At 60.8% G+C, this 22,917-nt stretch carries 33 protein-coding genes and 1 pseudogene; 28 read left to right on the top strand and 6 right to left on the bottom strand.

The genetic code is table 11. The features are described from left to right. Nucleotides 1-2: 2 nt before the first annotated feature. From rpl4p to secY, 23 genes are read left to right on the top strand one after another with little or no spacing between them, the layout of a single operon-like run. The gene (gene rpl4p / locus BDK88_RS00780; protein ID WP_130498721.1) at nucleotides 3-755 is read left to right on the top strand and encodes a 50S ribosomal protein L4; all 753 of its coding nucleotides are present in this window, start codon (nucleotides 3-5) and stop codon (nucleotides 753-755) included. Next, a complete protein-coding gene (locus BDK88_RS00775) occupies nucleotides 752-1,006 on the top strand; it encodes a 50S ribosomal protein L23 (protein ID WP_130498720.1) in 255 nt (84 codons plus the stop codon). Before rpl4p ends, BDK88_RS00775 begins: the two co-directional genes overlap by 4 nt. A 2-nt stretch (nucleotides 1,007-1,008) precedes the next feature. Then, on the top strand, nucleotides 1,009-1,731 hold the full coding sequence (locus tag BDK88_RS00770; RefSeq protein ID WP_092929696.1) for a 50S ribosomal protein L2: 723 nt from the start codon (nucleotides 1,009-1,011) through the stop codon (nucleotides 1,729-1,731). Then, nucleotides 1,728-2,150: a 30S ribosomal protein S19 gene (locus BDK88_RS00765; RefSeq protein ID WP_130498719.1), complete on the top strand. Its 423-nt coding sequence runs from the start codon at nucleotides 1,728-1,730 to the stop codon at nucleotides 2,148-2,150. Before BDK88_RS00770 ends, BDK88_RS00765 begins: the two co-directional genes overlap by 4 nt. 7 nt (nucleotides 2,151-2,157) lie before the next feature. Next, nucleotides 2,158-2,637, top strand: a complete 480-nt coding sequence (locus BDK88_RS00760) for a 50S ribosomal protein L22 (protein WP_130498718.1) — start codon at nucleotides 2,158-2,160, stop codon at nucleotides 2,635-2,637. After that, nucleotides 2,637-3,572: a 30S ribosomal protein S3 gene (locus BDK88_RS00755; RefSeq protein ID WP_130498717.1), complete on the top strand. Its 936-nt coding sequence runs from the start codon at nucleotides 2,637-2,639 to the stop codon at nucleotides 3,570-3,572. The genes BDK88_RS00760 and BDK88_RS00755 overlap by 1 nt, the downstream gene beginning before the upstream one ends. Beyond that, nucleotides 3,572-3,787, top strand: a complete 216-nt coding sequence (gene rpmC / locus BDK88_RS00750; protein WP_130498716.1) for a 50S ribosomal protein L29 — start codon at nucleotides 3,572-3,574, stop codon at nucleotides 3,785-3,787. Before BDK88_RS00755 ends, rpmC begins: the two co-directional genes overlap by 1 nt. A 7-nt stretch (nucleotides 3,788-3,794) precedes the next feature. Beyond that, on the top strand, nucleotides 3,795-4,199 hold the full coding sequence (locus tag BDK88_RS00745) for a ribonuclease P protein component 1 (protein ID WP_130498715.1): 405 nt from the start codon (nucleotides 3,795-3,797) through the stop codon (nucleotides 4,197-4,199). Next, the gene (locus BDK88_RS00740; protein WP_130498714.1) at nucleotides 4,190-4,621 is read left to right on the top strand and encodes a 30S ribosomal protein S17; all 432 of its coding nucleotides are present in this window, start codon (nucleotides 4,190-4,192) and stop codon (nucleotides 4,619-4,621) included. Before BDK88_RS00745 ends, BDK88_RS00740 begins: the two co-directional genes overlap by 10 nt. After that, complete coding sequence (locus BDK88_RS00735) at nucleotides 4,621-5,019, top strand: 50S ribosomal protein L14 (protein WP_008011513.1); 399 nt, start codon at nucleotides 4,621-4,623, stop codon at nucleotides 5,017-5,019. The genes BDK88_RS00740 and BDK88_RS00735 overlap by 1 nt, the downstream gene beginning before the upstream one ends. A 2-nt stretch (nucleotides 5,020-5,021) precedes the next feature. Beyond that, on the top strand, nucleotides 5,022-5,378 hold the full coding sequence (gene rplX, locus BDK88_RS00730; RefSeq protein WP_130498713.1) for a 50S ribosomal protein L24: 357 nt from the start codon (nucleotides 5,022-5,024) through the stop codon (nucleotides 5,376-5,378). Further along, nucleotides 5,375-6,073 (top strand): 30S ribosomal protein S4e, encoded by a 699-nt coding sequence (locus BDK88_RS00725; RefSeq protein ID WP_130498712.1) that lies wholly within the window; start codon nucleotides 5,375-5,377, stop codon nucleotides 6,071-6,073. The genes rplX and BDK88_RS00725 overlap by 4 nt, the downstream gene beginning before the upstream one ends. Continuing rightward, nucleotides 6,070-6,609, top strand: a complete 540-nt coding sequence (locus BDK88_RS00720) for a 50S ribosomal protein L5 (RefSeq protein ID WP_130498711.1) — start codon at nucleotides 6,070-6,072, stop codon at nucleotides 6,607-6,609. The genes BDK88_RS00725 and BDK88_RS00720 overlap by 4 nt, the downstream gene beginning before the upstream one ends. Then, on the top strand, nucleotides 6,602-6,784 hold the full coding sequence (locus BDK88_RS00715) for a 30S ribosomal protein S14 (protein WP_130498710.1): 183 nt from the start codon (nucleotides 6,602-6,604) through the stop codon (nucleotides 6,782-6,784). Before BDK88_RS00720 ends, BDK88_RS00715 begins: the two co-directional genes overlap by 8 nt. Nucleotide 6,785: 1 nt before the next feature. Continuing rightward, on the top strand, nucleotides 6,786-7,178 hold the full coding sequence (locus BDK88_RS00710; RefSeq protein ID WP_008011522.1) for a 30S ribosomal protein S8: 393 nt from the start codon (nucleotides 6,786-6,788) through the stop codon (nucleotides 7,176-7,178). Nucleotides 7,179-7,180: 2 nt separating this feature from the next. Further along, complete coding sequence (locus BDK88_RS00705; protein WP_130498709.1) at nucleotides 7,181-7,714, top strand: 50S ribosomal protein L6; 534 nt, start codon at nucleotides 7,181-7,183, stop codon at nucleotides 7,712-7,714. 3 nt (nucleotides 7,715-7,717) lie between these two features. Further along, nucleotides 7,718-8,437 (top strand): 50S ribosomal protein L32e, encoded by a 720-nt coding sequence (locus BDK88_RS00700; RefSeq protein WP_130498708.1) that lies wholly within the window; start codon nucleotides 7,718-7,720, stop codon nucleotides 8,435-8,437. Continuing rightward, nucleotides 8,430-8,879 (top strand): 50S ribosomal protein L19e, encoded by a 450-nt coding sequence (locus BDK88_RS00695; RefSeq protein WP_130498707.1) that lies wholly within the window; start codon nucleotides 8,430-8,432, stop codon nucleotides 8,877-8,879. Before BDK88_RS00700 ends, BDK88_RS00695 begins: the two co-directional genes overlap by 8 nt. Next, on the top strand, nucleotides 8,879-9,427 hold the full coding sequence (locus tag BDK88_RS00690; RefSeq protein ID WP_008011529.1) for a 50S ribosomal protein L18: 549 nt from the start codon (nucleotides 8,879-8,881) through the stop codon (nucleotides 9,425-9,427). Before BDK88_RS00695 ends, BDK88_RS00690 begins: the two co-directional genes overlap by 1 nt. Continuing rightward, nucleotides 9,424-10,080 carry a 30S ribosomal protein S5 gene (locus tag BDK88_RS00685; RefSeq protein ID WP_130498706.1) on the top strand — a complete coding sequence of 219 codons (657 nt, stop codon included), beginning with the start codon at nucleotides 9,424-9,426 and terminating at the stop codon, nucleotides 10,078-10,080. Before BDK88_RS00690 ends, BDK88_RS00685 begins: the two co-directional genes overlap by 4 nt. Then, nucleotides 10,077-10,544 carry a 50S ribosomal protein L30 gene (locus tag BDK88_RS00680; RefSeq protein WP_130498705.1) on the top strand — a complete coding sequence of 156 codons (468 nt, stop codon included), beginning with the start codon at nucleotides 10,077-10,079 and terminating at the stop codon, nucleotides 10,542-10,544. Before BDK88_RS00685 ends, BDK88_RS00680 begins: the two co-directional genes overlap by 4 nt. Before the next feature lie 2 nt (nucleotides 10,545-10,546). Next, complete coding sequence (locus BDK88_RS00675; protein ID WP_008011534.1) at nucleotides 10,547-11,035, top strand: uL15m family ribosomal protein; 489 nt, start codon at nucleotides 10,547-10,549, stop codon at nucleotides 11,033-11,035. A gap of 2 nt (nucleotides 11,036-11,037) precedes the next feature. Continuing rightward, nucleotides 11,038-12,498: a preprotein translocase subunit SecY gene (secY, locus tag BDK88_RS00670; RefSeq protein WP_130498704.1), complete on the top strand. Its 1,461-nt coding sequence runs from the start codon at nucleotides 11,038-11,040 to the stop codon at nucleotides 12,496-12,498. A 159-nt stretch (nucleotides 12,499-12,657) separates the two neighbouring features. Here secY and BDK88_RS00665 read toward each other — a convergent pair whose 3' ends face one another. Next, a complete protein-coding gene (locus BDK88_RS00665; RefSeq protein ID WP_165396891.1) occupies nucleotides 12,658-12,819 on the bottom strand; it encodes a hypothetical protein in 162 nt (53 codons plus the stop codon). 527 nt (nucleotides 12,820-13,346) lie between these two features. Between BDK88_RS00665 and coxB the strand changes: the two genes are divergently transcribed. Both coxB and BDK88_RS00655 read left to right on the top strand, forming a co-directional pair. After that, nucleotides 13,347-14,342 (top strand): cytochrome c oxidase subunit II, encoded by a 996-nt coding sequence (gene coxB / locus BDK88_RS00660; protein WP_130498702.1) that lies wholly within the window; start codon nucleotides 13,347-13,349, stop codon nucleotides 14,340-14,342. Next, a complete protein-coding gene (locus BDK88_RS00655) occupies nucleotides 14,342-16,834 on the top strand; it encodes a cbb3-type cytochrome c oxidase subunit I (RefSeq protein WP_130498701.1) in 2,493 nt (830 codons plus the stop codon). Before coxB ends, BDK88_RS00655 begins: the two co-directional genes overlap by 1 nt. A 506-nt stretch (nucleotides 16,835-17,340) precedes the next feature. On the opposite strand, the gene BDK88_RS00650 is transcribed toward BDK88_RS00655, so the two are convergent. Further along, complete coding sequence (locus tag BDK88_RS00650) at nucleotides 17,341-17,628, bottom strand: DUF7410 domain-containing protein (protein WP_130498700.1); 288 nt, start codon at nucleotides 17,626-17,628, stop codon at nucleotides 17,341-17,343. A 105-nt stretch (nucleotides 17,629-17,733) separates the two neighbouring features. Next, nucleotides 17,734-19,137: a hypothetical protein gene (locus BDK88_RS00645; protein ID WP_130498699.1), complete on the bottom strand. Its 1,404-nt coding sequence runs from the start codon at nucleotides 19,135-19,137 to the stop codon at nucleotides 17,734-17,736. A gap of 134 nt (nucleotides 19,138-19,271) precedes the next feature. Here BDK88_RS00645 and BDK88_RS00640 point away from each other — a divergent pair, with 134 nt between their 5' ends. Next, complete coding sequence (locus BDK88_RS00640) at nucleotides 19,272-19,535, top strand: cytochrome C oxidase subunit IV family protein (protein ID WP_092929654.1); 264 nt, start codon at nucleotides 19,272-19,274, stop codon at nucleotides 19,533-19,535. 269 nt (nucleotides 19,536-19,804) lie between these two features. Here BDK88_RS00640 and BDK88_RS00635 read toward each other — a convergent pair whose 3' ends face one another. After that, nucleotides 19,805-20,227: a hypothetical protein gene (locus BDK88_RS00635; RefSeq protein WP_130498698.1), complete on the bottom strand. Its 423-nt coding sequence runs from the start codon at nucleotides 20,225-20,227 to the stop codon at nucleotides 19,805-19,807. 58 nt (nucleotides 20,228-20,285) lie between these two features. Here BDK88_RS00635 and BDK88_RS00630 point away from each other — a divergent pair, with 58 nt between their 5' ends. Beyond that, a complete protein-coding gene (locus tag BDK88_RS00630) occupies nucleotides 20,286-20,921 on the top strand; it encodes an adenylate kinase (RefSeq protein ID WP_130498697.1) in 636 nt (211 codons plus the stop codon). On the opposite strand, the gene BDK88_RS22490 is transcribed toward BDK88_RS00630, so the two are convergent. Together BDK88_RS22490 and BDK88_RS00625 are read right to left on the bottom strand one after the other, a co-directional pair. Further along, complete coding sequence (locus BDK88_RS22490; protein WP_449406699.1) at nucleotides 20,922-21,218, bottom strand: DUF7305 domain-containing protein; 297 nt, start codon at nucleotides 21,216-21,218, stop codon at nucleotides 20,922-20,924. Beyond that, nucleotides 21,149-22,432 (bottom strand): DUF7289 family protein, encoded by a 1,284-nt coding sequence (locus tag BDK88_RS00625; protein ID WP_242611592.1) that lies wholly within the window; start codon nucleotides 22,430-22,432, stop codon nucleotides 21,149-21,151. The genes BDK88_RS22490 and BDK88_RS00625 overlap by 70 nt, the downstream gene beginning before the upstream one ends. Nucleotides 22,433-22,614: 182 nt before the next feature. Here BDK88_RS00625 and BDK88_RS21675 point away from each other — a divergent pair. Continuing rightward, nucleotides 22,615-22,917 (top strand): annotated as a pseudogene (locus BDK88_RS21675) (DUF106 domain-containing protein); the annotation flags it as partial.

The following is a 22,917-nucleotide window of genomic DNA, read 5'->3' as shown; positions in this document are numbered from 1 at the left end:
ACATGGACGCAACAGTACGAGACCTGGACGGCTCCGAGGCGGGAACGGTCGAGCTCCCGGCGGTCTTCGAGACCACGTACCGCCCGGACTTGATCGGCCGCGCCGTGCGTGCCGCACAGGCCAACCGAAAACAGGACTACGGTGCCGACGAGTTCGCCGGCCTTCGAACGCCGGCCGAATCGTTCGGGAGCGGCCGAGGCATGGCTCACGTCCCACGACAGGAGGGTCGCGGTCGACGCGTTCCCCAGACGATCAAAGGACGCAAAGCCCACCCGCCGAAAGCCGAAAAGGACCAGTCCGAATCGATCAACACGAAAGCAAAGAAACTGGCCGTCCGCAGCGCCATCGCTGCGACGACCGACGCCGAACTCGTCGCCGAACGTGGCCACGAGTTCGACGACGACGCCGAGATCCCGGTTGTCGTCTCCGACGAGTTCGAGGACCTCAACAAGACGCGAGAGGTCGTCGAATTCCTTGAGGCTGCCGGCCTCGCAGACGACATCGAACGCGCAGACGAGGGTCGCAGCGTCCGCTCCGGTCAGGGGAAAGCCCGTGGCCGCAAGTACAAGACGCCGACGTCGATCCTCTTTGTCACCTCGAGCGAGACCGGTCCGTCCCGTGCAGCCCGCAACCTCGCGGGTGCCGACGTGACGACCGCCGCCGAGGTCAACGCAGAGGATCTCGCGCCCGGCGCACAGCCCGGACGGCTCACCGTCTGGACCGAGAGCGCACTCGAGGAGGTGGCTGACCGATGAGTTCGATCATCGAACACCCGCTCGTGACCGAGAAGGCGATGGACGACATGGACTTCGAGAACAAGCTCCAGTTCATCGTCAACCCGGACGCGACCAAGCCCGAGATTCGGGACGAGGTCGAAGAGCGCTTCGAGATTTCGGTCGAGAACGTGAACACGCAGGTTACGATGAACGGCAAAAAGAAAGCGGTCGTCCGCCTCTCCGAGGACGACGACGCACAGGAAGTCGCTTCGCGAATCGGGGTGTTCTGAGCATGGGACGACGCATTCAAGGACAACGACGCGGTCGCGGGACCTCCACGTTCCGTGCCCCGTCGCACCGGTACAAGGCGAAGCTCGACCACAAGAAAGAGGAAGACGACGATGTCGTGCGCGGGACGGTCGTGGACATCGAACACGACCCGGCCCGATCCGCACCGGTTGCTGCCGTCGAATTCGACGACGGCGATCAGCGACTGATCCTCGCACCCGAGGGAATCACTGTCGGCGAGGAGCTGCAGGTCGGCGTTTCCGCAGAGATCAAGCCCGGCAACACGCTCCCGCTCGCGGAGATTCCCGAAGGGGTGCCGGTCTGTAACGTCGAAGCGAACCCCGGCGACGGCGGTCGGTTCGCCCGCGCCTCGGGGACCAACGCAGACCTCATCACTCACGACCGCAACGCTGCGGTCGTCCAGCTTCCAAGCGGCGAGGTCAAGCGCCTCGATCCGCAGTGCCGTGCCACCATCGGCGTTGTTGCCGGTGGCGGTCGCACGGAGAAGCCGATGGTCAAGGCAGGGAACAAGTACCACAAGATGAAGGCCCGGGGCACCAAGTGGCCTCGCGTCCGTGGTGTGGCGATGAACGCCGTCGACCACCCGTTCGGTGGCGGTGGCCGCCAGCACCCCGGCAAACCCAAGTCCGTCTCGCGGGACGCCCCGCCGGGACGGAAGGTCGGTGACATCTCGTCCCGACGCACCGGTCGAGGTGGCAACAAATGAGTCAGGAGTACCGAACCGGCCGTGAAGGTGAGTTCACCTACCGCGGCTACACGGTCGAGGAGCTGCAGGACATGGAGCTCGACGAGGTCGTGGAACTGCTGCCCGCACGACAGCGGCGAAGTATCGAACGCGGTCTCTCCGTCGAGAAAGAGAAGCTGCTCGAGGAGGCCCGCAACGCGGACGAAGAGGAGACGGCGAACGCGCCGCTTCGAACGCACCTGCGGGATATGCCGATCCTGCCGGAGTTCGTTGGCCTGACCTTCGAGGTCTACAACGGACAGTCGTTCGAGCGTGTCCGTGTCGAGCCCGAAATGATCGGCCACTACCTCGGCGAGTTCCGGCTCACCCGGACATCTGTCGAGCACGGTCAGGCCGGTATCGGCGCGACCCGATCGTCGAAGTTCGTCCCACTGAAGTGATCCACGCATGGGAATCAACTACTCAGTCGACGCCGACCCCGACACCACGGCGAAAGCCATGCTTCGGGAGCGGCAGATGAGCCACAAGCACAGCAAGGAGGTCGCCCGCGAGATCAAAGGCCGCACCGTCGCGGACGCACAGGCGTACCTCCAGGACGTCATCGACGAAGTACAGTCGGTTCCGTTCAAGTCCCACAACGCTGGCGCGGGGCACCGCTCCGACGTCGACGGCTGGGATGCCGGCAAGTACCCCGAGAAGGTCTCCGGGGAGTTCCTCGACCTGCTCGAGAACGTCGAAGCCAACGCGGACAGTCAGGGCTTCGACGGTGCGTCCATGGAGATCGCCCACGTCGCCGCCCACAAGGTCGGCGAGTCCGTGGGCCGCAAGCCCCGCGCGATGGGGCGGGCGTCCTCCTGGAACACGCCGCAGGTCGACGTCGAGATCATCGTCGAGGAAGTCGACGAGGACGAAACAGGTGATAGCTAATGGCTGACGAACACCAATTCATCGAGAACGGCCTCCAGCGGTCCCAAATCGACGAGTTCTTCCAGGAAGAACTCGGCCGCGCAGGCTACGGTGGTATGGACGTCGCCAAGACGCCGATGGGAACCCAGATCGTCCTCAAGGCCGAAAAGCCCGGGATGGTCATCGGCAAAGGCGGCGAGAACATCCGGAAGGTCACGACGGCCCTCGAAGAGCGGTTCAACCTCGAGGACCCTCAGATCGACGTCCAAGAGGTCGAAGAACCAGACCTGAACGCACGGATCGTCGCCGACCGACTGGCCAACGCACTCGAGCGTGGCTGGTACTTCCGGAAGGCTGGTCACACGACGATCGACCGGATCATGGAAGCCGGCGCACTCGGCGCGGAGATCGTCCTCTCCGGGAAGGTCACCGGTGCCCGCTCGCGCGTTGAGAAGTTCAACCGCGGCTACATCAAGCACAACGGCGAACCCGCCGAAGAGGTCGTCGACCACGGCCAGGGCGTTGCGGTGATGAAACTCGGCACCATCGGTGTCGACGTCAAGATCATCCCGCCGGGAGCCGAACTCCCCGACGACTTCGAAGTCAATGAAGACATGGACCCCGAAGAGCTCGTCCCCGATGCCGTCGAGGCCAACGAGGCCGAAGGCGTCGAGGAGCTCCTCGAGGGCGAACCCGAGGAAGCCGAGGCCGCCGAAGCCGGTGCCGAGGCTGCGGCTGCTGAAGCCGACGAGGCCGAACTCGACGAAGACGTCGTCGAAGAGGTCATCGAAGAGGAAGTCGAGGCCGACGAGGAGTTCGAAGACGTCGAAGTCCCCGGCGGCGACGAAGACGTCGAAGAAGAGCTCGACGAGCTCGAGGAAGACGTCGAAGCGGAAGCCGAAGAACTCGTCGAGGAGATGGAAGCGGAAGACGAAGACGAGGGAGGTGACGCCTGATGGCGATCCTTCACGTCGAAGAGATCCGCGACATGACGCCCGCCGAACGGGCAGAAGAGCTCGACGAACTCGAGACCGAACTGCTGAACCAGAAGTCCGTCCTCGCAGCCGGTGGTGCTCCGGAGAACCCGGGCCGCATCGGCGAACTGAGTCGCACCATCGCGCGGATCAAGACGATCCAGCGCGAGGAAGGCGACCTCGAGGACGAAGAATAAAACAACAATGGCACTGACACCCGAGACTCTACCCCGACACGAACTCAACGGCCTGCCGGTACGCGTCGTCGAAAGCGACGACGCCTCGCGGGTCGGTCTGGAGGGACGGGTCGTCATCGAGACGACCAACACCCTCTCGATAGAAGTTCGAACGGACGGCGAGTCACGGGTGGTGATGGTGCCAAAGTCGGGCTCGACGTTCGAGTTCGCGATCACAGATGACGCCGCCGACTTCGCGAAGGAGTCGGGGACTGCGTCCAAACTGGCCGACACTCAACCTGCTGGGGTGGAGCAATCTCCCCCGGTGGACGGCGCTGGCGAGGACGTAGCCTACGTTACGGTCGATGGATCGCGGCTGCTCTCACGACCCGCCCGACGCACGGAAACGAATGGTGACTCACCATGGCAATAGGACTAGACGTTGAAACCCCTCCGGAACCAGAAAACCCGGAGGAATACGACTACGAGAAGTGTCCGTTCTACGGCGACCTCGCCGTTCGAGGCCAGGTCCTCGAAGGCACCGTCGTCTCGACGGACATGGACAAGACCGTAGTCGTCGAGCGAGAGTACGACGTGGCGGTTCCCAAATATGACCGCCAAATGAAACGTCGCTCGCGCATCCCGGCTCACGTGCCGGGCGTGCTCGAGCCGCTCTCGGTCGGTGACACGGTCAAGATCGCAGAGACCCGACCACTGTCGAAGACGAAATCGCACGTGGTCGTCGAAGTAACTGAAGAAGCAACCGCAGAGGACGTCGCCGAGTTGACGGGTCAGGCCGAGCCTGAGCCGGAACTCTCGGCTGAGGACCTCGCCGCGGACGAGGGTGATCAGTGATGGAGGCAATGAAAGCTGACGTCACGCAGGGCCTGAAGAAGGGCTCCCTTGTCACGTGTGCCGACAACACCGGCGCGCGTGAACTGAAGGTCATCAGCGTCTCGGGCTACCACGGCACCAAGAGCCGCCAGCCGAAGGCGGGTATCGGTGACAAAGTGACCGTCTCGGTCACGAAGGGGACCCCCGAGATGCGCCGCCAGGTCCTCGAGGCCGTCATCGTCCGCCAGCGGAAGTCGATCCGCCGGCCCGATGGCACCCGACTCAAGTTCGAGGACAATGCGGCGGTCATCATCGACGAGAACGAAGAGCCTCGCGGGACGGAGATCAAAGGACCGATCGCCCGCGAAGTCGCAGAACGCTTCGGCGCAATCGCCAGCACGGCGACGATGATCGTATAGATATGACGGAACAACCACACAAACAGCGAACGCAGACGCGAAACGCGCCGCTGCACAAGCGACAGAAGCAGCTGCACGCGACGCTGTCCGACGAGCTTCGCGAGGAGTACGACACTCGACGCACCCGCGTCAACGCGGGCGACACTGTCGAGGTCATGCGTGGCGACCACGCCGGCGAGGACGGCGAGGTCATCCGTGCCATCCTCGAGGACGGCACGATTCACGTCGAGGACGTCACCATCGAGACGGCCGACGGCGAGGAAGTGCCCCGGCCGCTCGACCCCTCGAACGTCCGTATCACGGAGCTCGACTTAGAGGACGAGCGTCGCGAGGCGCGACTCGAAGGTGATAACGAATGACGAAACACCAGAAGCGACTATCGGTACCGAAATCCTGGCCGGTCGAGCGAAAGACCGAGACCTTCACGGTGAAAGCCGGTGCCGGCCCGCACGGCCAAGACGGCGTGCCGCTCGTCGTCCTCCTGCGGGACGTGCTCGGCTACGTGGACTCGCGCAAGGAAGCGCGCTACGCACTCTCGGAGGATGCGATCCTCATCAACGGGGATGCGATCAACGACGAACAGCGCCCGATCGGCATGTTCGACATCGTTGCCTTCCCCGGACGCGAGGAGTACTACCGTGTCTTCCCCGACGAGGGCGGTCGACTTGCACTGACCGCGATCGACGAGGACGCTGCCCAGAGCCGCCTCGGCAAGATCGAGGGCAAACAGCAGGTCCCCGGCGGGCAGACCCAACTAACGCTGCACGACGGGACGAACGTCCTCGTCGAGGACGACGAGTACAACGCACGCGACTCGATCGTCGTCGACAACGACGACAAGTCGATTGTCGCCCACTTCCCCTACGAGGAGGGCGCACTCGTGACGGCCGTTCGTGGCAACCACGGCGGCAAAATCGGCGAAGTCGATGCGATCGACATCACGCCCGGCAGCGGCTCGAACACCGTCGGTGTCTCGACGGACGACGGTGGCTTCGAAACGATCGAAGAGTACGTCGTCGTCATCGACGAGAACTTCACGGGTGATGATGAATGAGCGAAGCTGAGGCAGGCGAGTTCCACGAGATGCGCAAACCGCGCGTCGAGAAGGTCGTCGTCCACATGGGCGTCGGCCAGGGTGGTCGCGAACTCGGCAAGGCCGAGGACATCATCGAGGAGGTCACGGATCAGGAGAGCGTCCGGACCCAGGCAAAAAAGACCGAACCCGACTTCGGCATCCGTCAGGGCGACCCGATCGGCACGAAGGTCACCCTTCGTGGTGACGACGCCTCCGACTTCCTCGAGAAAGCGCTGCCGCTCGCGGACATCTCTGCGACGCAGTTCGACGACACCGGCAACTTCAGTTTCGGTGTCGAGGAACATACCGACTTCCCGAGCCAGGAGTACGACCCGAACGTCGGGATCTACGGGCTGGACGTCACCGTCAACCTGGTGCGTCCGGGCTACCGCATCGCCAAGCGCGACAAGGCCACCCGCTCGATCCCCTCGAGCCACCGACTGACCCACGAGGACGCCATCGCGTTCCTCGAGGCGAACTTCGACGTCAGCGTGGAGGCCCCAGACGATGAGTGAAAGCGAAACCGAAAACGACCGAACGGGCGAGCACGCCGCAAAGCGGACGGGACAGATCGAGTCCTGTCAGCGCTGTGGCCGCGAGCAGGGACTGGTCGGCAAGTACGACATCAACCTGTGCCGACAGTGCTTCCGTGAGATCGCCCGCGACATGGGATTCAAGAAGTATCGATAACATGACTGGAAACGATCCACTCAGCAACGCGCTCTCGGGACTCGACAACGCCGAGAGTGTGGGTCATCTCACCCACGAGGTAACGCCCGCCTCGAACGAGATCGGCAGCGTGCTCGAGGTCTTCTACGACCGCGGGTACATCGACGGCTTCGAGTACGTCGATGACGGCAAAGCCGGTCAGTTCGAGGTCGAACTGAAAGGAGCGATCAACGAGTGCGGCCCCATCAAGCCCCGCTATGCCGTTGGCGCTGAGGACTTCGAGAAGTGGGAGAAGCGCTATCTCCCCGCTCGAGACTTCGGTGCGCTCGTCGTCACGACGAGCAGTGGCATCATGAGCCACTACGAGGCACGCGAGAAGGGTATTGGGGGCCAGGTGATCGCATACGTCTACTAACCATGCGAGTCGAACTGGAAATCCCCGAAAACGTAACCGTCGAGGTCGATCGATTCGACGTGACCGTCGAAGGTCCGGAAGGCAGCGTTTCGCGCCGTCTCTGGTACCCCGACGTGACCGTCGCAGTCGACGACGACCAGGTGGTCATCGAAAGCGACGCCGAGGACGCGAAGACGAACTCGACCGTCGGCACCTTCGAGAGCCACATCACCAACGCTTTCCACGGCGTGACCGAGGGCTGGGAGTACGAGATGGAGGTCTTCTACTCTCACTTCCCAATGCAGGTCCGTGTGGAAGGCGAGGACGTCGTCATCGAGAACTTCCTCGGCGAAAAGGCACCGCGACGCACGACTATCCACGGTGAGACCGATGTCTCTGTCGACGACGAGCAACTCGTCCTGTCCGGCCCCGACAAAGAAGACGTCGGACAGACGGCGGCCGACATCGAGCAGCTGACGAAGGTCAGCGGCAAGGACACCCGTGTCTTCCAGGACGGGGTCTACATCACCAACAAACCCGCCAAAGGAGGTGTCTGATAGATGGCAGACGAGAACGACGAACCACAGGAACTCGAGGACATTAGCGGCGTCGGCGAGAGCAAGGCTGAGGCCCTGCGCGAAGCCGGCTTCGAGTCCATCGAGGACGTCAAGGAGGCCGACCAGGACGACCTGGCCGAGGCCGACGGCATCGGTAACGCACTCGCCGCCCGTATCAAAGCCGACGTCGGTGACCTCGAGGTCACCGAGGAGACGGAGGCCGAGATCGAAGACGAAGGCGTCGAAGAAGAAGCCGAGCCGGAAGAAGCAGTCGAGACGGAACTGCAACCCCGCGGGCTGACCGAGAAGACGCCCGAGCTCTCCGAGGACGAGGAGCGACTCCTCAACCGACGCAAGAGCGAAGGGAAACCGCAGTTCAACCGACAGGACTACCACAAGAAAAAGCGGACGCCGGAATCCTGGCGTCGACCCCGCGGGACGCTGTCCAAGCAGCGCCGCGGTGTCAAGGGCAAGGGCCCGAAGGTCCAGGCCGGTTACCGGACGCCGGAGGCCGTTCGAGGCAAACACCCCAGCGGCTTCGAGGAAGTCTACGTCGAGAACCTCGACGATCTCGAGGGCGTCGACGGCGATCGCGAGGCCGTTCGGATCGCGTCGGCCGTTGGCGCACGCAAGCGCGAACGGATCGAAGAGGAAGCCGAGGAACAGGGCGTCCGCGTCCTGAACCCGACCTACGAGGAAGTCGAGGTGGAAGCAGATGACTGATCTCTCCGCACAGAAGCGACTGGCAGCCGACGTCTTAGACGTCGGAGAGAACCGCGTCTGGCTCGACCCCGAGGCCCAAGGCGACATCGCCGAGGCGATCACCCGCGACGAGATCCGCGAACTCGTCGACGACGGTCGCATTCAGGCTGACGAACCCTCGGGCAACTCCCGCGGTCGTGCTCGTGAGCGCAACGCAAAGCGTTCCTACGGCCATCAGAAGGGCCACGGCAAGCGCCGCGGCAAGAAGGGCGCACGCCAGAACGAGAAAGAAGAATGGCAGAGCAAGATCCGCGCACAGCGACGGAAACTGCGCGAACTCCGTGACAAGGGCGAGCTGACGCCCACGCAGTACCGCGAGCTTTACAAGAAGGCTGGCGGTGGGGAGTTCCGTAGCGTCCGGTACCTGTTGAACTACATTGACGACAACTACGGTGACCAATAATGGCGACAGGACCACGATATAAAGTGCCGATGCGGCGTCGCCGTGAGGTCCGGACGGACTACCACCAGAGGTTGCGCCTGCTGAAATCGGGTAAGCCCCGCCTCGTCGCTCGCAAGAGCAACAAGCACACTACGGCGCAGCTGATCACTCCCGGACCTCAGGGAGACGAGACGCTCGCAAGCGCACACTCGAGCGATCTGGCGGAGTACGGCTGGGAAGCACCCACGAGCAACATTTCCGCGGCGTACCTGACCGGCCTGCTGGCCGGCACACGGGCCGTCGAGGCGGGTCTCGAGGAGGCAGTCCTCGACATCGGCCTCAACACGGCCACGCCCGGCAACAAGGTGTTCGCAGTCCAAGAGGGCGCAATCGACGCCGGCCTCGAGATTCCGCACAACGACAGCGTGCTGGCCGACTGGTCGCGCACTCGCGGCGAGCACATCGCCGAGTACGCCGAACAGCTCGACGAGCCGCTGTACAGCGGTGACTTCGACGCAACCGAGCTTCCAGAACACTTCGACGAGGTACGAGAGGCGATTCTCGAATGAGCGCAAACGACTACAACGACGGCGGTTGGCAGCCCGTCACCCGTCTCGGCCGGAAGGTCCAGGAGGGCGAAATCGAGGACATGGAGACCGCCCTCAACTCGGGGCTTCCGCTGAAGGAACCCGAACTCGTCGACCAGCTCCTCCCCGGACTGGAAGACGAGGTGCTGGACATCAACATGGTCCAGCGGATGACCGACTCCGGACGACGCGTGAAGTTCCGTTGCGTCGTCGCCGTCGGCAACCGCGACGGCTTTATCGGCTACGCCGAGGGTCGAGACGACCAGGTCGGGTCTGCCATCCAGAAGGCGATCGGTATCGCGAAACTGAACATGATCAAGGTGCCCCGCGGCTCGGGTTCGTGGGAGGACCGCTCGGACCGGCCCCACTCGCTGACCCGACGGACGACCGGCAAGGCCGGCTCCGTCGAAGTCGAGGTCATCCCCGCCCCCGAAGGGCTGGGACTGGCCGCAAGCGACACCGTCCGTCACGTCCTCGAACTGGCCGGCATCGAAAACGCCTGGACCAAGAGCCACGGCAACACCCGAACGACGGTCAACCTGGCGAAAGCGACGTTCAACGCACTCGAGAACGCCTCGCAGTCGCGCCAGCCACGCCGAAACGTCGGTGAGGAACGTGAGGTGGCCGATCAATGAAAGCGATCGTTCAGGTTCGCGGCGAAGTGAACCGACAGGAAGACGTCCAGGATACCCTGGAGATGCTCAACATCCACAGCGTCAACCACTGTGCGCTCGTCCCCGAGACCGACGCGTACAACGGGATGATCGCCAAGGTCAACGACTACGTTGCCCACGGCGAACCCGACGTCGACGTGCTCGAGACGCTGCTTGCAAAGCGTGCCGAGCCCCTCGAGGGCAAGCAGGCAGACGTCGACGAGGAGTGGCTCGCCGACAACACCGAGTACGACGACTTCGGTGCGCTGGCCAAGGCGCTGCTCGCCGAGGAGACGACGCTGCGCGACGAAGGACTGTCGCCAACGCTTCGACTCCACCCGCCACGTGGCGGCCACGAAGGTATCAAGAAACCGACGGCCGAGGGCGGCCAACTCGGAAAGCATACAACGGGAGAGATTAACGACCTCCTAGAATCGATGCGATAACCATGACGAGCAAAAAACGACGCCAGCGCGGCTCGCGGACACACAGCGGTGGCAGCCACAAGAACCGACGTGGCGCAGGTCACCGTGGTGGCCGCGGCCGTGCCGGGCGGAGCAAACACGAGTTCCACAACTACGAACCGAAGGGCAAACACGGCTTCCAGCGACCGCAGGACATCCGCGAGGAGGTCCTCGAGATCGACGTCCAGAAGCTCGACGAGGACGCCATCCTCTATGTCGCTGACGACCTCGCCGAGGAGACCGGCGACGGCTACGAACTCGACGCACGCGATATCGTCGAGGACGGCCACGAGGCCGACGTCGTCAAGGTCCTCGGCTCGGGACAGGTCCGCAACCAGCTGACGGTCACTGCGGACGCCTTCTCGGATGCAGCCGAGGAGAAACTCGAGGCCGCCGGCGGTGAGGCGGTCCTCTCCGAGCGCGGCGAGGAACGAGCGGCCGAAGACGCTGACGCCGAACAGGACGAGGAATAACTATGGGATGGAAGGAAGCCGCTGAACCGGTCCTGACGAGGATGCCAGCAGTCCGCCGTCCGGAAGGGCACGTCCCCTTCAAAGAGAAGCTGATGTGGACGGCCGGCATTCTCATGTTGTATTTCTTCCTGACGAACATCACGCTGCTCGGCGTGCAGACGGGCCAGGGTGGCGACCTCTTCGGGCAGTTCCGCGCGATCCTCGCGGGCTCCCAGGGGTCGGTGCTGCAGGTCGGTATCGGACCGATCGTCACCGCGAGCATCGTCTTGCAGTTGCTTGGCGGTGCAAACCTGCTCGGGCTCGATACGGACGATCCGCGTGATCAGGTCCTCTACCAGGGCCTGCAGAAGTTGCTGGTCGTCGTGATGGTTGCGTTGACCGCGCTCCCGATGGTGTTCGCCGGCGGCTTCCTGCCAGCCCAGCCATCGCTGCAACTCGGTGGACTTGCCCTCGAACAGACGCAGGTCCAGTTGCTTATCTTCGCCCAAATCTTCGTTGGCGGGATCCTCATCCTCTATATGGACGAGGTCGTCAGCAAGTGGGGAGTTGGCAGCGGGATCGGCCTGTTCATCATTGCCGGCGTGAGCCAGCGACTGGTCGCTGGACTCATCCAGCCCACGACTGGCGGGTTCTTCTTCGACTGGTACCGGATTCTAACCGGACAGGTCGAAGTCGGCTCGCTCGTCTCGGGTGCCGGTCTGCAGACGCTGTTGATCGGCGACGGACACATCATCGCGTTGCTGACGACGCTGCTGATCTTCGGGATCGTCGTCTATGCGGAGTCGGTCCGCGTCGAGATCCCGCTGAGCCACGCCCGCGTCAAGGGCGCACGCGGTCGCTTCCCCGTGAAGCTCATCTACGCGAGCGTCCTGCCGATGATCCTCGTTCGCGCAGTGCAGGCGAACGTCCAGTTCATGGGTCAGATCTTGAACCGGCAGTGGGCCGGGATGCCTGGCTGGCTCGGCTCCTATTCGGGCGGCCAGCCGGACGGCGGGTTCTTCTACTACGTGTCGCCGATCTACTCGCCACAGGACTGGATGTGGTGGACGGCGAACGTCTCCCAGGAGTGGTGGCAGGTGATGATTCGGATCGGCATCGACGTCACGTTCATGGTCGTCGGTGGCGCGATCTTCGCCATCTTCTGGGTCGAGACCACGGACATGGGTCCTGAGTCGACGGCAAAACAGATCCAGAACTCTGGGATGCAGATTCCCGGCTTCCGACAGAACGTCGGCGTCATCGAGAAGGTCATGGAGCGGTACATTCCGCAGGTGACCGTCATCGGTGGCGCACTGGTCGGTCTGCTGGCCGTCTGGGCGAACATGCTCGGCACCATCGGATCCGTCTCCGGAACGGGGCTGCTGCTGGCTGTCTCCATTACGTACAAGCTCTACGAGGAGATCGCCGAAGAGCAGCTCATGGAGATGCACCCGATGATGCGCCAGATGTTCGGCAACGAGTAACCGCGTTCTCGCCGGTGCGGTTTTTCGTTCGTTCTTTCGACCGTGAGCGACTGCACTCCATCGATACCGTTTCGGCGTCGCCACCCTTGCTACACTGTGTAAGTGAGCACGGAGAGGTTTTTACTGACTATTGATTGAAGCGATCGACAGTTACCGCATTCACTCCGAAACCCGCCGCAGTCCGCCGCTCTCATGGCGGGCTGCGAGCTGGCGGGCGACTTCGAGTGGCGTGTGTGAGCCGACGAGATGTTCCTCGAGCGTTCGGTCGAGTGCAAGCGTCTCTCGGCAGATCGGACACTCGACTGGCGGCTGGAATGGCATGTCTTCCCCGTCCGAGTGCTCGAGGAAAACCGTTACCGGATGCATATGCATGGGGGCCCACTCGCAGCCAGTCGGTCTCGAACTAGCGGTGTCGGATCGCAGCCGTGGCTGTGATATCGCCCTCGACGGAATGTCGTTCTAGTAACTCATGGCACATCTGGTGGTGGAAGCAGATAATCGACAGCATGATCGAAATGATAGGAGCTCCTGACTATCAGCGTCCAGCAGATCGCACGATGGCTGTGCGATAGGTATGCAGTGACGTTCCATGACTAATATAAAAGAACTGGGACGGACCAATATGACATGATTTATTCGTACTCATATAGTATCTGGACGAGCTAACGATAGAAAAAAGGTCAATGACGACAACGACAGCGTGATGTGGGGTGACAGACGAACCGGATGAACTGCAGTCAAACGATCGGAGACTGCCCGGCACGCGTTGCAGATCAGTCCGGCCGGTTTCCAAATAGATAAGTGCCCCCAGAAACCATCGTCCGACATATAACTGGCCTTCAAAAGAGATGAATACAATTTACAGCGCACTCATTGCCCCGATGCAGCAGACCCGCGTTGACGTGTTCGAGAGTATCTTTACGGTATTTCTCGGACTCGGAACGCTCGTCGGCATCGTCGTAGTCGCGTACACCTTGTACAACGCGTACAAGTATCGTGACAGCGACACGGCTGACGACGACAAGGATCGGCCGTCACTCGGGGAGTTACCGACAGGCGGAAAGGGCGGAAAAAAACTGTTCCTCTCGTTCGGCATCAGCGCCGTCATCGTCATTTCGCTGGTGATCTGGACGTACACGATGCTTCTGTACGTCGAAGATCCCAGTGCCGATGACGGTGGCCAGCAAGAAGCGCTGGAAGTCGATGTGACCGGCGAGGGATTCGCATGGTTCTTCGAGTACGACAACGGGATCGAATCGACGAGTACGCTTCGCGTCCCAGCTGACCAACGAGTTTGGGTCCAAGTAACCTCAGGTGACGTCTGGCATACGTTTGGCATACCCGATCAACGGGTGAAAGCCGACGCGATTCCAGGCGAAGTCGACGAGAGCTGGTTCGAAGCCGAAGAACCCGGCGAGTACAACATCAAGTGTTTCGAACTCTGTGGTGAAGCCCATACCTCGATGGTTGGGACGCTCAATGTCATGCCGTCCGACGAGTTCGACTCGTGGATGGACGACCAGCTGACGATGGAGTTCGAGATGGTTGACGGCAACGAGTCCCCCGTGACGGACGGCTACGAGATGACGCTCGAAAGCCAGGAAACTGACTTCGAGCGTACGTACACCGCCGATGACTTCGACGAGAATGGAACGATCACCATCAACGATGTCGACCACGGTGGCAACTACAACGTGACGATCACGTCGACCGACGGTCAGTTCGAAACTGTCGAAGAGCAGTTCGACATGACTGGTCCGGTCAGCGAGACCTACACGCTCGAGATGAACGCAACGGAAAGTGATGCTACTGCAAGCGATACGAACGACGGAGGTGACGCCTGATGAGTGATCTTCCGCCGATGCGGTCGGTCAAGCGATGGTTGGTGACCACCAACCACAAGGACGTCGGGATTCTGTACCTCGCGACGTCCCTGTTCTTCCTGATATTCGGCGGCGTTCTCGCGTTGCTGTTCCGAGCACACCTGTGGCAATCGGGTGGCCTCATGCTCGGTGGCGAACCGCTGCTGACGAACGATCAGTACTACCAGTCGGTGACGGGCCATGGCCTGATAATGGTCTTCTGGTTCCTCTCACCGATCGCATCCGGCTTCGCGAACTACTTCGTCCCGCTTCAGATCGGGGCGAAAGACCTCGCGTTCCCACGACTGAACGCCCTGAGTTACTGGTTCTACCTGTTCTCGGGGATCCTGTTCATCATCTCGTTCTTCCAGGGTGGGTCGTTCTCCGGCGGCTGGACGATGTACGCCCCGCTGAACGTGCCCATGTACACCTCGGTGATGGAAGCAACGGCAGGTGGTAACGCCGCAATCCTCGGCGTGGTCCTGTTTTGCTTCTCGGTCACGATTGGGACGGTGAACTTCCTGACGACGATGCACCGCTCCCGTGCCGAGGGCATGGGGATGTGGAACCTGCCGATGTTCTCCTGGTCGTGGCTACTGACGGCCTGGATGATGCTGTTCGCGTTCGCCGCGCTGCTCGCTGCAGTGATGCTGCAGTCGATCGACCGACTGTTCCTCACGCAGTACTTCGCAACCAACGAGGGCTCGAGCCTCCTGTGGGCGCACATCTTCTGGTTCTTCGGTCACCCAGAGGTGTACATCGTCTACTTCCCCGCGCTCGGGGTCCTCTTCGAGACGTTCCAGACGTTCACTGGACGGCGACTGGTCGGCCGCAAGTGGGTCATGATCGCGATGGTCCTCGTTGCGGTCCAGTCGTTCCTCGTCTGGATGCACCACATGTTCCTGTCGACGATCAACCTCCCGATCAAGACGCTGTTCATGGCGACGACGATCGGAATCTCGTTGCCCTTCGACCTAATGGTGTTCGCGATGATCTACACCATGATCAAGGGCCGCATTCGGTTTACGACGCCGTTCCTGTTCTCGCTGGGTGCACTGCTGTTGTTCATCCTCGGCGGGATTACCGGTGTCTTCCTGGGTGCCGTCGTGCTTGACTACGAGTTCCGTGGCACCTACTGGGTCGTCGCGCACTTCCACTACGTGATGGTCTCCGGTGTCACCGCGCTGATCGGCGGCCTCTACTACTGGTGGCCAAAGATCTCCGGCAAGATGTACTCCGAACGACTCGGGAAACTCAGCTTCGCCGTGTACTTCTTCGGCTTTAATCTGCTGTACTTCCCGATGTTCCTCACCTGGGAGACGCCCCGACGTATCTTCCACTACAACGAAAGCGCACAGCTCTATCACCAGCTTGCGACCGCCGGTGCGTTCGTCCTCGGACTCGGCTTCCTGCTCGTGTTCGTGACGCTCGCAAAGAGTTTCATCTCGGGTCCCGACGCGCCCGACAACCCGTGGACCCACTCGCGAACCGCCGAATGGGCGATTCCCTCGCCCCCACCGCTCGAGAACTGGCCGGACCGGCCAAGCTACGCCAGTGGGAACCTCGAGTTCGTCGACGACACCCCGACTGCAACCGACGGTGGGATCGCACAGGGTGCGACTGCGACGGCCACAGCGAGCCACGAAGAAGAACACGCCGACCACGCCAGCATCTGGCCGTTCGGCATCGGTGTCGCGACGTTCACGTTCTTCCTTGGCATCAGCGGACTGACACCGTACGTCTACGACTTCGTCCAGTCTAACATCCACAGCGGTGACTTCGTGACCCTGTCCGAGGCACCGCCGAAGAGCGTCGTCTATCCCGCCCTGACCGGACTGGGGATCGTCCTGCTCGGAATCACGCTGTTCCAGTTCGGCCGCGAGCAGTTCGAGGCACCTGAGATGGAGGTTGCCGAGCGCTGGCCGTTCGGCGGAATCAACAACGAGAAGCTGGGTGTCTGGTTCTTCCTGGCATCCGACGTCGTCGTCTTCGGTGCAGCGATCGGTGCCTTCGTCTTCATGCGCCTCAACATGGGCTGGAACAACTGGCATCTCGCTTCCATCACCGAAGCAGGACTGTTCAACACCTACGTCCTGTTGACCTCGAGTTTCGCGGTCGTCATCGCACATGTGATGGCAGAACGCGGGAACAAGAAAGGGCTACTCGGCGCGCTCACCACGACAGTCCTACTTGGCTTCGTGTTCATGGGCGTCAAGGGCTTCGAGTACACCAGCAAGTTCGCTGACGGTCACTACTGGTTCAGTGGCCTCGAGTACTCGATCTACTTCGTGACGACCGGCCTACACGCGCTACACGTCATCCTCGGGCTGTTGATCGCCCTGTTCATGATCTACCGCGTCGTGACCGTCGACGCCTACCTCGAGGATCACATGCCAGTCGAGTACTTCGGGCTCTACTGGCACTTCGTCGACATCGTGTGGGTCTTCCTGTTCCCACTGTTCTACCTGATGTAGCGGTCCGCCGCTACACAGGCACAGGCTACCTTTCGTTTTCTCACTGCGTTTCTACTTTAGACATGCCGGACAGCGACAGCATCGCTTGACGGCTCCTGTGACTGTGTCGTGACCGTCGCTGACTGGACTGCGGCGTTGCAGATCCATCCCCAGGGACCGACACCGTCACGCTATCGCAGTGTCTCAGTTCGATCCGATCGGGAACTCATACTGCTGGATAACACGGTTCATACGTCGATCGAACGCGAGACGCGGCCGCTAGCGGTGTCGCCGCGAGTGCTGGACGCCGACTCGTCGGACGACTCCGACGGCAATAGGCGTCGAAACACGATCGAGCCTTCGCTGACTGATGTCGACAGTATCATACTGGGCGACAGTCAGTGCTGTGTCCGAGCGAGCGAGGGGCTATCGAACAACGACCGACAGATCAGAACAGCCACTGCGTCCTCGACAGACGTCTCGCTCGTCTGAGAGACGACACAGACAACAAACCCGTCGGCTACCGACTAGCCGGACCAGACCAGCGCGTAAATGAACGTAAAGAGGAAGTAGACCAGAAACACGGAGACAGCTGCCTTGAAGTGAAACGTGAACAGCTCGTACTCCTCGTCGCCGAGTTCCTCCTCGAATGCCTCGCGTTCGTCGTCGGAGCAGACCTCGGCGTGCTCGACGCCGATGTGGAACGTCGCGTATCGCTCTGATCGAAACGGCCGTCCACAGTACGGACAGGTTGTGGCGGGCGTTTCGTCCGGTGGCACCTCGTACTCCCGCTCGAGCGTTCGGTCAGTCGCCATTCAATTGGCACTTACGGGACTGTGAGGAAGTGTTTGCCGGTTCGGCACGCCGATTGAACACGACGACGACGTTGTCGTAATGGGCGAACGCGTGTCCATTCCGGCTCAGTTCGGGACGTACGGCGGGCTCATCGTCCCTTGCGAGACGAGATAGAGGCTCGCCATCGTGAAAACGATCATAACGACGATGAGCGGGTACTGGCTCCTGATCGCCTGAAGTTTCCCGGGAAAGAGATCGAACGAGACGGTATGTGAGACCCACACCGCGAGGATGTGGCCGACCAGAATGCCAGCGATTTCGATGTATCCGAACCAGCCCGGCACTACGTACTGGGTTGGGTTCGGCGGCGGGGAAAGCGGCGACGCGAGTGCGCCGACGAGCGCCGGCCACAGCGAGATCGCAAAGGCGATGTAGTGAGCGAAGTGGTAGCCGGCCGCGATCGCAAGCAGTGGTGCAGCAAACCGGAGTCCGAGGTACTCACGGGAGAGATACGTCTCGGCCCGCTCACGGGTTCGGTCGATCGCGATCCAGTATACCTTCCAGAACAGGGCGAACCCACCACCGAGCAAGAACAGATAGACGAGCACTGGCGGCACACCGAACCCGACGAGCGCTTCGACGGTCCTGACTCCAGCCGGCGTGACGATGAACCCGCTGTAGGTCAGCTCCCAGACCAGCGCGAGCACGAAGGCCACGAGGGAAGTATCAGTGATCACGTCGTCTTCACCCAGTTTCGACCCGGGATAGCGAAACTCGAGTCCGTCGGGGGTCCGCTGGATCGGCGCGACGGCGCTGTAGAGTCGAAACCACAGCGAGAGGGGGTCGCCGCGTCGAAACCACGTCTCCGGCGAGAAAATGACCGCACTCGAGATCGTAAACAGCGAATACATGACGAGCATCAGCGCTAGCACGGTCGTCGAGGTAGTCAGTGGAGCGACGACCTCGAGCCAGACGAACGTCAACAGTGCCACGACGGCGGGCCAGGAGCCAAAGGCCGGCGGGTACGTCTCGAAGTCGTTGGGAAGCGCTGCAGCGATGCGTCGCCATGGGTTGAGCGCCGGCCACGGGTTGCCGACGGTGTACGCAAAGATCGTCAGCAGCGCCCGCCCACCGACGAACGTTGCCAGCACAGTCACGCTGACCAACCCGATAGCTGGACCGACGAACCCAGCAACGAGGATGATCGCAAGCCCAAGCAGACCGATCGCGCCGAACAACAGCGAGCCCCCGGTACGGAGGCGATCAATAGTCGCCTCGAGTGTGCGATCGTGGTAGGTTCCGATCATGTCGCGGTCGGTGACGAGCATGGTCAACAGTGCTGATGCGCCGACGGTACCGCCGCCAGTTGCGAGGTACAGCCACGTTGGAATGGCGACATCACCACTGCCGTCCATGAGACCAGAGGCGGTCATACTCGCGGCGACGACACCGCTGCCCACAATGAGAGTTACGAGCGCGAACACGACCCCGATACCGGCTCGGCGAACCAAAGCCGAACGTCTACTCATTGTCGGCAATTCGAACCGGTGTTCCATCTACGTGTCGCTTCTGTGGAGCCACGGATAGACTCGCGTCCGTGCCGAATGGTCCCAAGCGATCGTATGAGGAAGCTATAAGTATTCGTCTCTCACATTCCCCACCAATGGCGAGTGTTCGGAACTACGCATTGATTTACGTGGCACTGGTACTGCTGGCTACGGGGAAGTTCGTCTTCTTCCACTTCGACTTCTTCACCTACACAATGGCAGTAGGTGGCACGCTGGTGCTGGCAGCTATCAAGGTCGGACTGATCGCGGGGTACTTCCAGCACCTCAAATACGAGCCACGGTCGGTCACCTACACGATGGCCGTTGCAGCGTTTATGGTCGTCCTGCTCACCCTCGCAGCAGGTTATTCGATCCAGTAACGCACCGCGACCATCGGCTGAACTGCCGACCTGTTCTCGCCTCGTCGATCGATGTTCACCGGCCAACGAGGATGCCATCTCACGACGCGGTGGCGATCTGTTTCTCGAAGCGACGTCGCTGTTCGAGCGTGCTCGTCACGCCTCGAGTCGACCGGAACGCGTAGCTGGCAGACATCTGCCCATACAAACTGAAACGAGTTCCATATCGATCGCACAGCGGTCGTACGATCGGTGTATGACCTGCGTCAGTTGATACGACAACCAATTGCTCACACGTCGACGAGCCAGATACGAACCGTCGACGGGAGGTCATACACCTCGAGAAAGACGTCGTCGATGAACTGGGCGATCCGGTTTGCATCTGCCTTTGCGCTGACCCGAACGTTGATCCCGTCGGCGTCGTCGGGCCGCGTCAGGTCATCGATTTTGAACGCCGGAAACGCCTCAAGCAGGTCTTTCAGCGCCTCGAGTTCCGCGTCGGTACAGTCGAGATTGACCGTTCCATCACCGAACTGAATCCACGGCACGCCCAACGCTGCGGCGGACTGGTCGGCTGTGTCATCGCGTTCTTCGTAGGCAGTGTCGTCTGCCTCGAGCGTCAGAAATCCGCTGGCGCGTTCGCGATGGGCCGTAATCGCATCGACGTACAGTTTCCGTCGCTCAGTGGGCTCAGACGCGTCGAAGCGGGTCATAGTAGATGGACGTGCTCGATTCTTTAAGCCTTTATGTGATGGGCATGAACGGTGCCATATGGCACAGCCACGAATCCTGATCCTGGGTGCACCCGGGGCAGGGAAGGGGACCCAGAGTGCAAAGATCATCGAAGCGTTCGACGTCGATCACATCACCACCGGTGACGCGCTTCGGAACAACAAGGAGATGGATATCTCCGATATGGACACCGAGTACGACACGCCGGGTGAATACATGGATCAGGGCGAGCTCGTCCCCGACGAGGTCGTCAACGCCATCGTCGACGAGGCACTCAGCCAGGCCGACGGCTTCGTTCTCGACGGCTATCCACGGAACCTAGAGCAGGCCGAGGAACTCGAGGACATGACTGACCTCGATCTCGCGCTTTACCTCGAGGTCGGCGAGGAGGAACTCGTCCACCGCCTGACGGGCCGCCGGATGGACCCCGAGACGGGCGACATCTACCACGTCGAGTACAACCCGCCGGAGGACCCCGAAGTTGAGGAGCGACTCGTCCAGCGTGACGACGACACCGAGGAGACGGTCCGCGAGCGACTGTCCGTCTTCCACGAGAACACCGAACCGGTCATCGAATACTACGACGAGCAGGGCGACTTAGAGCGTGTCGACGGCGAGCAGGCACCCGACGAGGTCTGGGAAGACGTGAAGGCGACGATCGAGGACGCAGCGTAGTCAGTTCTGTTCGACCTCGACTTCGTGTTTGACGACGTTGAGGTAGGTAAGGTCCGGCGGCAGTTCGTATCCTTGCGGATATGCATCGAAGTCTTCGTCTTCTAGAGTCTCGTCGTACGTGAAGTCTGCCGCATCTGCATGGATATTCGATGAATGAGTTACAAGAGCCCCATTGAATGTTGGGTTTGATTGGATAACGACTTGGTATTTATCCTTCTTACCGCTGACTAACTCATTCGACCCATCCCAATCGTCACTTGCTGCATAGAACGTTCCGTGAAAATAACCCTTCCAAATCGAGCGTCTAGTTCGGATGTTCCGTACACTTGCAATTGTTCTGCTTTTGCCGTGCCGTCCGACGGATCAGGTGCCACTTCGCCCTTATCCATATTAAAGTCTCCTGTCAAATACACGCGAAACGCGTGATCTTCATCATCGGTATCGGCAGTGATCTCTGCATCATTATGAGAGACTGTAATATCTCCATCAACGATTAGAGTAACATTCCCGTCGGAAGCATCAGCATAAATTTCATCACTGTTATCTTGGAGGTTTACTTCTTCGGCATAATACATTCCCTCATCCAGGTGTTCATCACCATTAACGACACCGAGATCCTCTATATCATCCTCTGGATCATCTTTTGCATCCTCAACCATTTGCTCTATGACTGGGTCCATTTCCGGCATATTACCGACCCGCGCTTCATCTCCGAACTCGTCTTTGAAATCGCTAATATCCTCGGAGTACGTCACTCCCGAATCGAAGGCATTCTCAAGGTCGATATATCCGACTTTGACTTCGACGGTCCGGTTTTCGTGATCGACGTACTGCACTGATGTATCTCCTGCCTGATTTCGGAAGAACGACTCCCAGCCGCGATAGTAGTCGCTTTTGACTGTGATCGTCACGTCCTCATTTTGAACGACGTTCGCTTCTTGAAACGTGGTCGTATTGGTATGGCTGATAGAGACGTCGCCGGACCCGAGTTTTTGTTCACCAGCGACAGCCGAAACTGGGAGTGTAAGCGTATCTGTCTCAGTCTCATAGTGAATTGGCGGTGCTGAGACGACCTGGGTCTCGTTACCAGTCTCACGAAAGACTGATCCTGATTGATAGGCAAGCTTTGTCCCATCGTCGCTCTCGTACTCGATCGTTCCGATGGTGAGGTTGATATCCTTACTAAGTGCGTCCGATGTTACAGTAATATGGCCCGTGTCCTTCTTGACAACTGCCCCTGACTGACCCACGTCAAGGTCGATAGAGTGTGAGACATCGTCGTTTGACGATGCAGTCTGCATCTGCTGGCTCAACTCGACGAACGACTGCTCGACACGTTCGTTTGCCGAACGTTGTTCTGCATCTTCCATCGCATCTCCGGCAAAGAGAAGAATACCGACGCTGATGCTTGCCACCATCCCAATTAACAGAATGAAACCAAGTATTGCGGACACCCCTCTTTCCGATGGCATCGCTGTGCCGTCATTACGTCCCAAAGTCATTTCGATCATCCAGTAATTCGGAGATCCATATAATAAAAGGTCCGACCGATCGAACAGTCATATTGGCTGAAAAGTACCGAATAGTATATCTATCCGGACTCGAGCGGTCGACGACATCCGTGGTCTCGTGGACACTGGGACTACCGAAGAAAAAACACTTGTATACCGGACGAACGCCTAGCTTTGGGCAGATGACGCGTACAGCGAGAAGATCGACGCCCTCGTCCGTGAGGATTCCTCGATGGCGGATGCGCTCGAGGCAATCCGCGAGGAAGCCGACAAGAACGCGGCGAGGTCCAGTGGGCCGACGTCAGCGACGAGCTGACGCAGCGGCCGATGGTGGGGCGGTTCGATCGAGAAAGGACTTATGATCGATCGGCGACGGAGGGTTTGCGATCGCCGATCGTGAGGCCTACGACCGGGCCCTCGATGGAAACGGTGACAGTGGCGGGAGCAGTGCCGTGGCCAGTGCCGATGTCGATATCGACGACGAG

It is taken from the genome of Natrinema hispanicum, assembly GCF_004217335.1.
GTDB lineage: Archaea > Halobacteriota > Halobacteria > Halobacteriales > Natrialbaceae > Natrinema > Natrinema hispanicum.
Note: the sequence above shows the minus strand (reverse complement) of the source record. Positions and strands in the feature narration are given on the sequence as shown.

Excerpts from the sequence above, each read along its gene's own strand:
- rpl4p (WP_130498721.1), top strand. The coding sequence starts at position 3 with ATGGACGCAACAGTACGAGACCTGGACGGCTCCGAGGCGGGAACGGTC.
- BDK88_RS00775 (WP_130498720.1), top strand. The coding sequence starts at position 752 with ATGAGTTCGATCATCGAACACCCGCTCGTGACCGAGAAGGCGATGGAC.
- BDK88_RS00770 (WP_092929696.1), top strand. The coding sequence starts at position 1,009 with ATGGGACGACGCATTCAAGGACAACGACGCGGTCGCGGGACCTCCACG.
- BDK88_RS00765 (WP_130498719.1), top strand. The coding sequence starts at position 1,728 with ATGAGTCAGGAGTACCGAACCGGCCGTGAAGGTGAGTTCACCTACCGC.
- BDK88_RS00760 (WP_130498718.1), top strand. The coding sequence starts at position 2,158 with ATGGGAATCAACTACTCAGTCGACGCCGACCCCGACACCACGGCGAAA.
- BDK88_RS00755 (WP_130498717.1), top strand. The coding sequence starts at position 2,637 with ATGGCTGACGAACACCAATTCATCGAGAACGGCCTCCAGCGGTCCCAA.
- rpmC (WP_130498716.1), top strand. The coding sequence starts at position 3,572 with ATGGCGATCCTTCACGTCGAAGAGATCCGCGACATGACGCCCGCCGAA.
- BDK88_RS00745 (WP_130498715.1), top strand. The coding sequence starts at position 3,795 with ATGGCACTGACACCCGAGACTCTACCCCGACACGAACTCAACGGCCTG.
- BDK88_RS00740 (WP_130498714.1), top strand. The coding sequence starts at position 4,190 with ATGGCAATAGGACTAGACGTTGAAACCCCTCCGGAACCAGAAAACCCG.
- BDK88_RS00735 (WP_008011513.1), top strand. The coding sequence starts at position 4,621 with ATGGAGGCAATGAAAGCTGACGTCACGCAGGGCCTGAAGAAGGGCTCC.
- rplX (WP_130498713.1), top strand. The coding sequence starts at position 5,022 with ATGACGGAACAACCACACAAACAGCGAACGCAGACGCGAAACGCGCCG.
- BDK88_RS00725 (WP_130498712.1), top strand. The coding sequence starts at position 5,375 with ATGACGAAACACCAGAAGCGACTATCGGTACCGAAATCCTGGCCGGTC.
- BDK88_RS00720 (WP_130498711.1), top strand. The coding sequence starts at position 6,070 with ATGAGCGAAGCTGAGGCAGGCGAGTTCCACGAGATGCGCAAACCGCGC.
- BDK88_RS00715 (WP_130498710.1), top strand. The coding sequence starts at position 6,602 with ATGAGTGAAAGCGAAACCGAAAACGACCGAACGGGCGAGCACGCCGCA.
- BDK88_RS00710 (WP_008011522.1), top strand. The coding sequence starts at position 6,786 with ATGACTGGAAACGATCCACTCAGCAACGCGCTCTCGGGACTCGACAAC.
- BDK88_RS00705 (WP_130498709.1), top strand. The coding sequence starts at position 7,181 with ATGCGAGTCGAACTGGAAATCCCCGAAAACGTAACCGTCGAGGTCGAT.
- BDK88_RS00700 (WP_130498708.1), top strand. The coding sequence starts at position 7,718 with ATGGCAGACGAGAACGACGAACCACAGGAACTCGAGGACATTAGCGGC.
- BDK88_RS00695 (WP_130498707.1), top strand. The coding sequence starts at position 8,430 with ATGACTGATCTCTCCGCACAGAAGCGACTGGCAGCCGACGTCTTAGAC.
- BDK88_RS00690 (WP_008011529.1), top strand. The coding sequence starts at position 8,879 with ATGGCGACAGGACCACGATATAAAGTGCCGATGCGGCGTCGCCGTGAG.
- BDK88_RS00685 (WP_130498706.1), top strand. The coding sequence starts at position 9,424 with ATGAGCGCAAACGACTACAACGACGGCGGTTGGCAGCCCGTCACCCGT.
- BDK88_RS00680 (WP_130498705.1), top strand. The coding sequence starts at position 10,077 with ATGAAAGCGATCGTTCAGGTTCGCGGCGAAGTGAACCGACAGGAAGAC.
- BDK88_RS00675 (WP_008011534.1), top strand. The coding sequence starts at position 10,547 with ATGACGAGCAAAAAACGACGCCAGCGCGGCTCGCGGACACACAGCGGT.
- secY (WP_130498704.1), top strand. The coding sequence starts at position 11,038 with ATGGGATGGAAGGAAGCCGCTGAACCGGTCCTGACGAGGATGCCAGCA.
- BDK88_RS00665 (WP_165396891.1), bottom strand. The coding sequence starts at position 12,819 with ATGCCATTCCAGCCGCCAGTCGAGTGTCCGATCTGCCGAGAGACGCTT.
- coxB (WP_130498702.1), top strand. The coding sequence starts at position 13,347 with ATGAATACAATTTACAGCGCACTCATTGCCCCGATGCAGCAGACCCGC.
- BDK88_RS00655 (WP_130498701.1), top strand. The coding sequence starts at position 14,342 with ATGAGTGATCTTCCGCCGATGCGGTCGGTCAAGCGATGGTTGGTGACC.
- BDK88_RS00650 (WP_130498700.1), bottom strand. The coding sequence starts at position 17,628 with ATGGCGACTGACCGAACGCTCGAGCGGGAGTACGAGGTGCCACCGGAC.
- BDK88_RS00645 (WP_130498699.1), bottom strand. The coding sequence starts at position 19,137 with ATGAGTAGACGTTCGGCTTTGGTTCGCCGAGCCGGTATCGGGGTCGTG.
- BDK88_RS00640 (WP_092929654.1), top strand. The coding sequence starts at position 19,272 with ATGGCGAGTGTTCGGAACTACGCATTGATTTACGTGGCACTGGTACTG.
- BDK88_RS00635 (WP_130498698.1), bottom strand. The coding sequence starts at position 20,227 with ATGACCCGCTTCGACGCGTCTGAGCCCACTGAGCGACGGAAACTGTAC.
- BDK88_RS00630 (WP_130498697.1), top strand. The coding sequence starts at position 20,286 with ATGGCACAGCCACGAATCCTGATCCTGGGTGCACCCGGGGCAGGGAAG.
- BDK88_RS00625 (WP_242611592.1), bottom strand. The coding sequence starts at position 22,432 with ATGATCGAAATGACTTTGGGACGTAATGACGGCACAGCGATGCCATCG.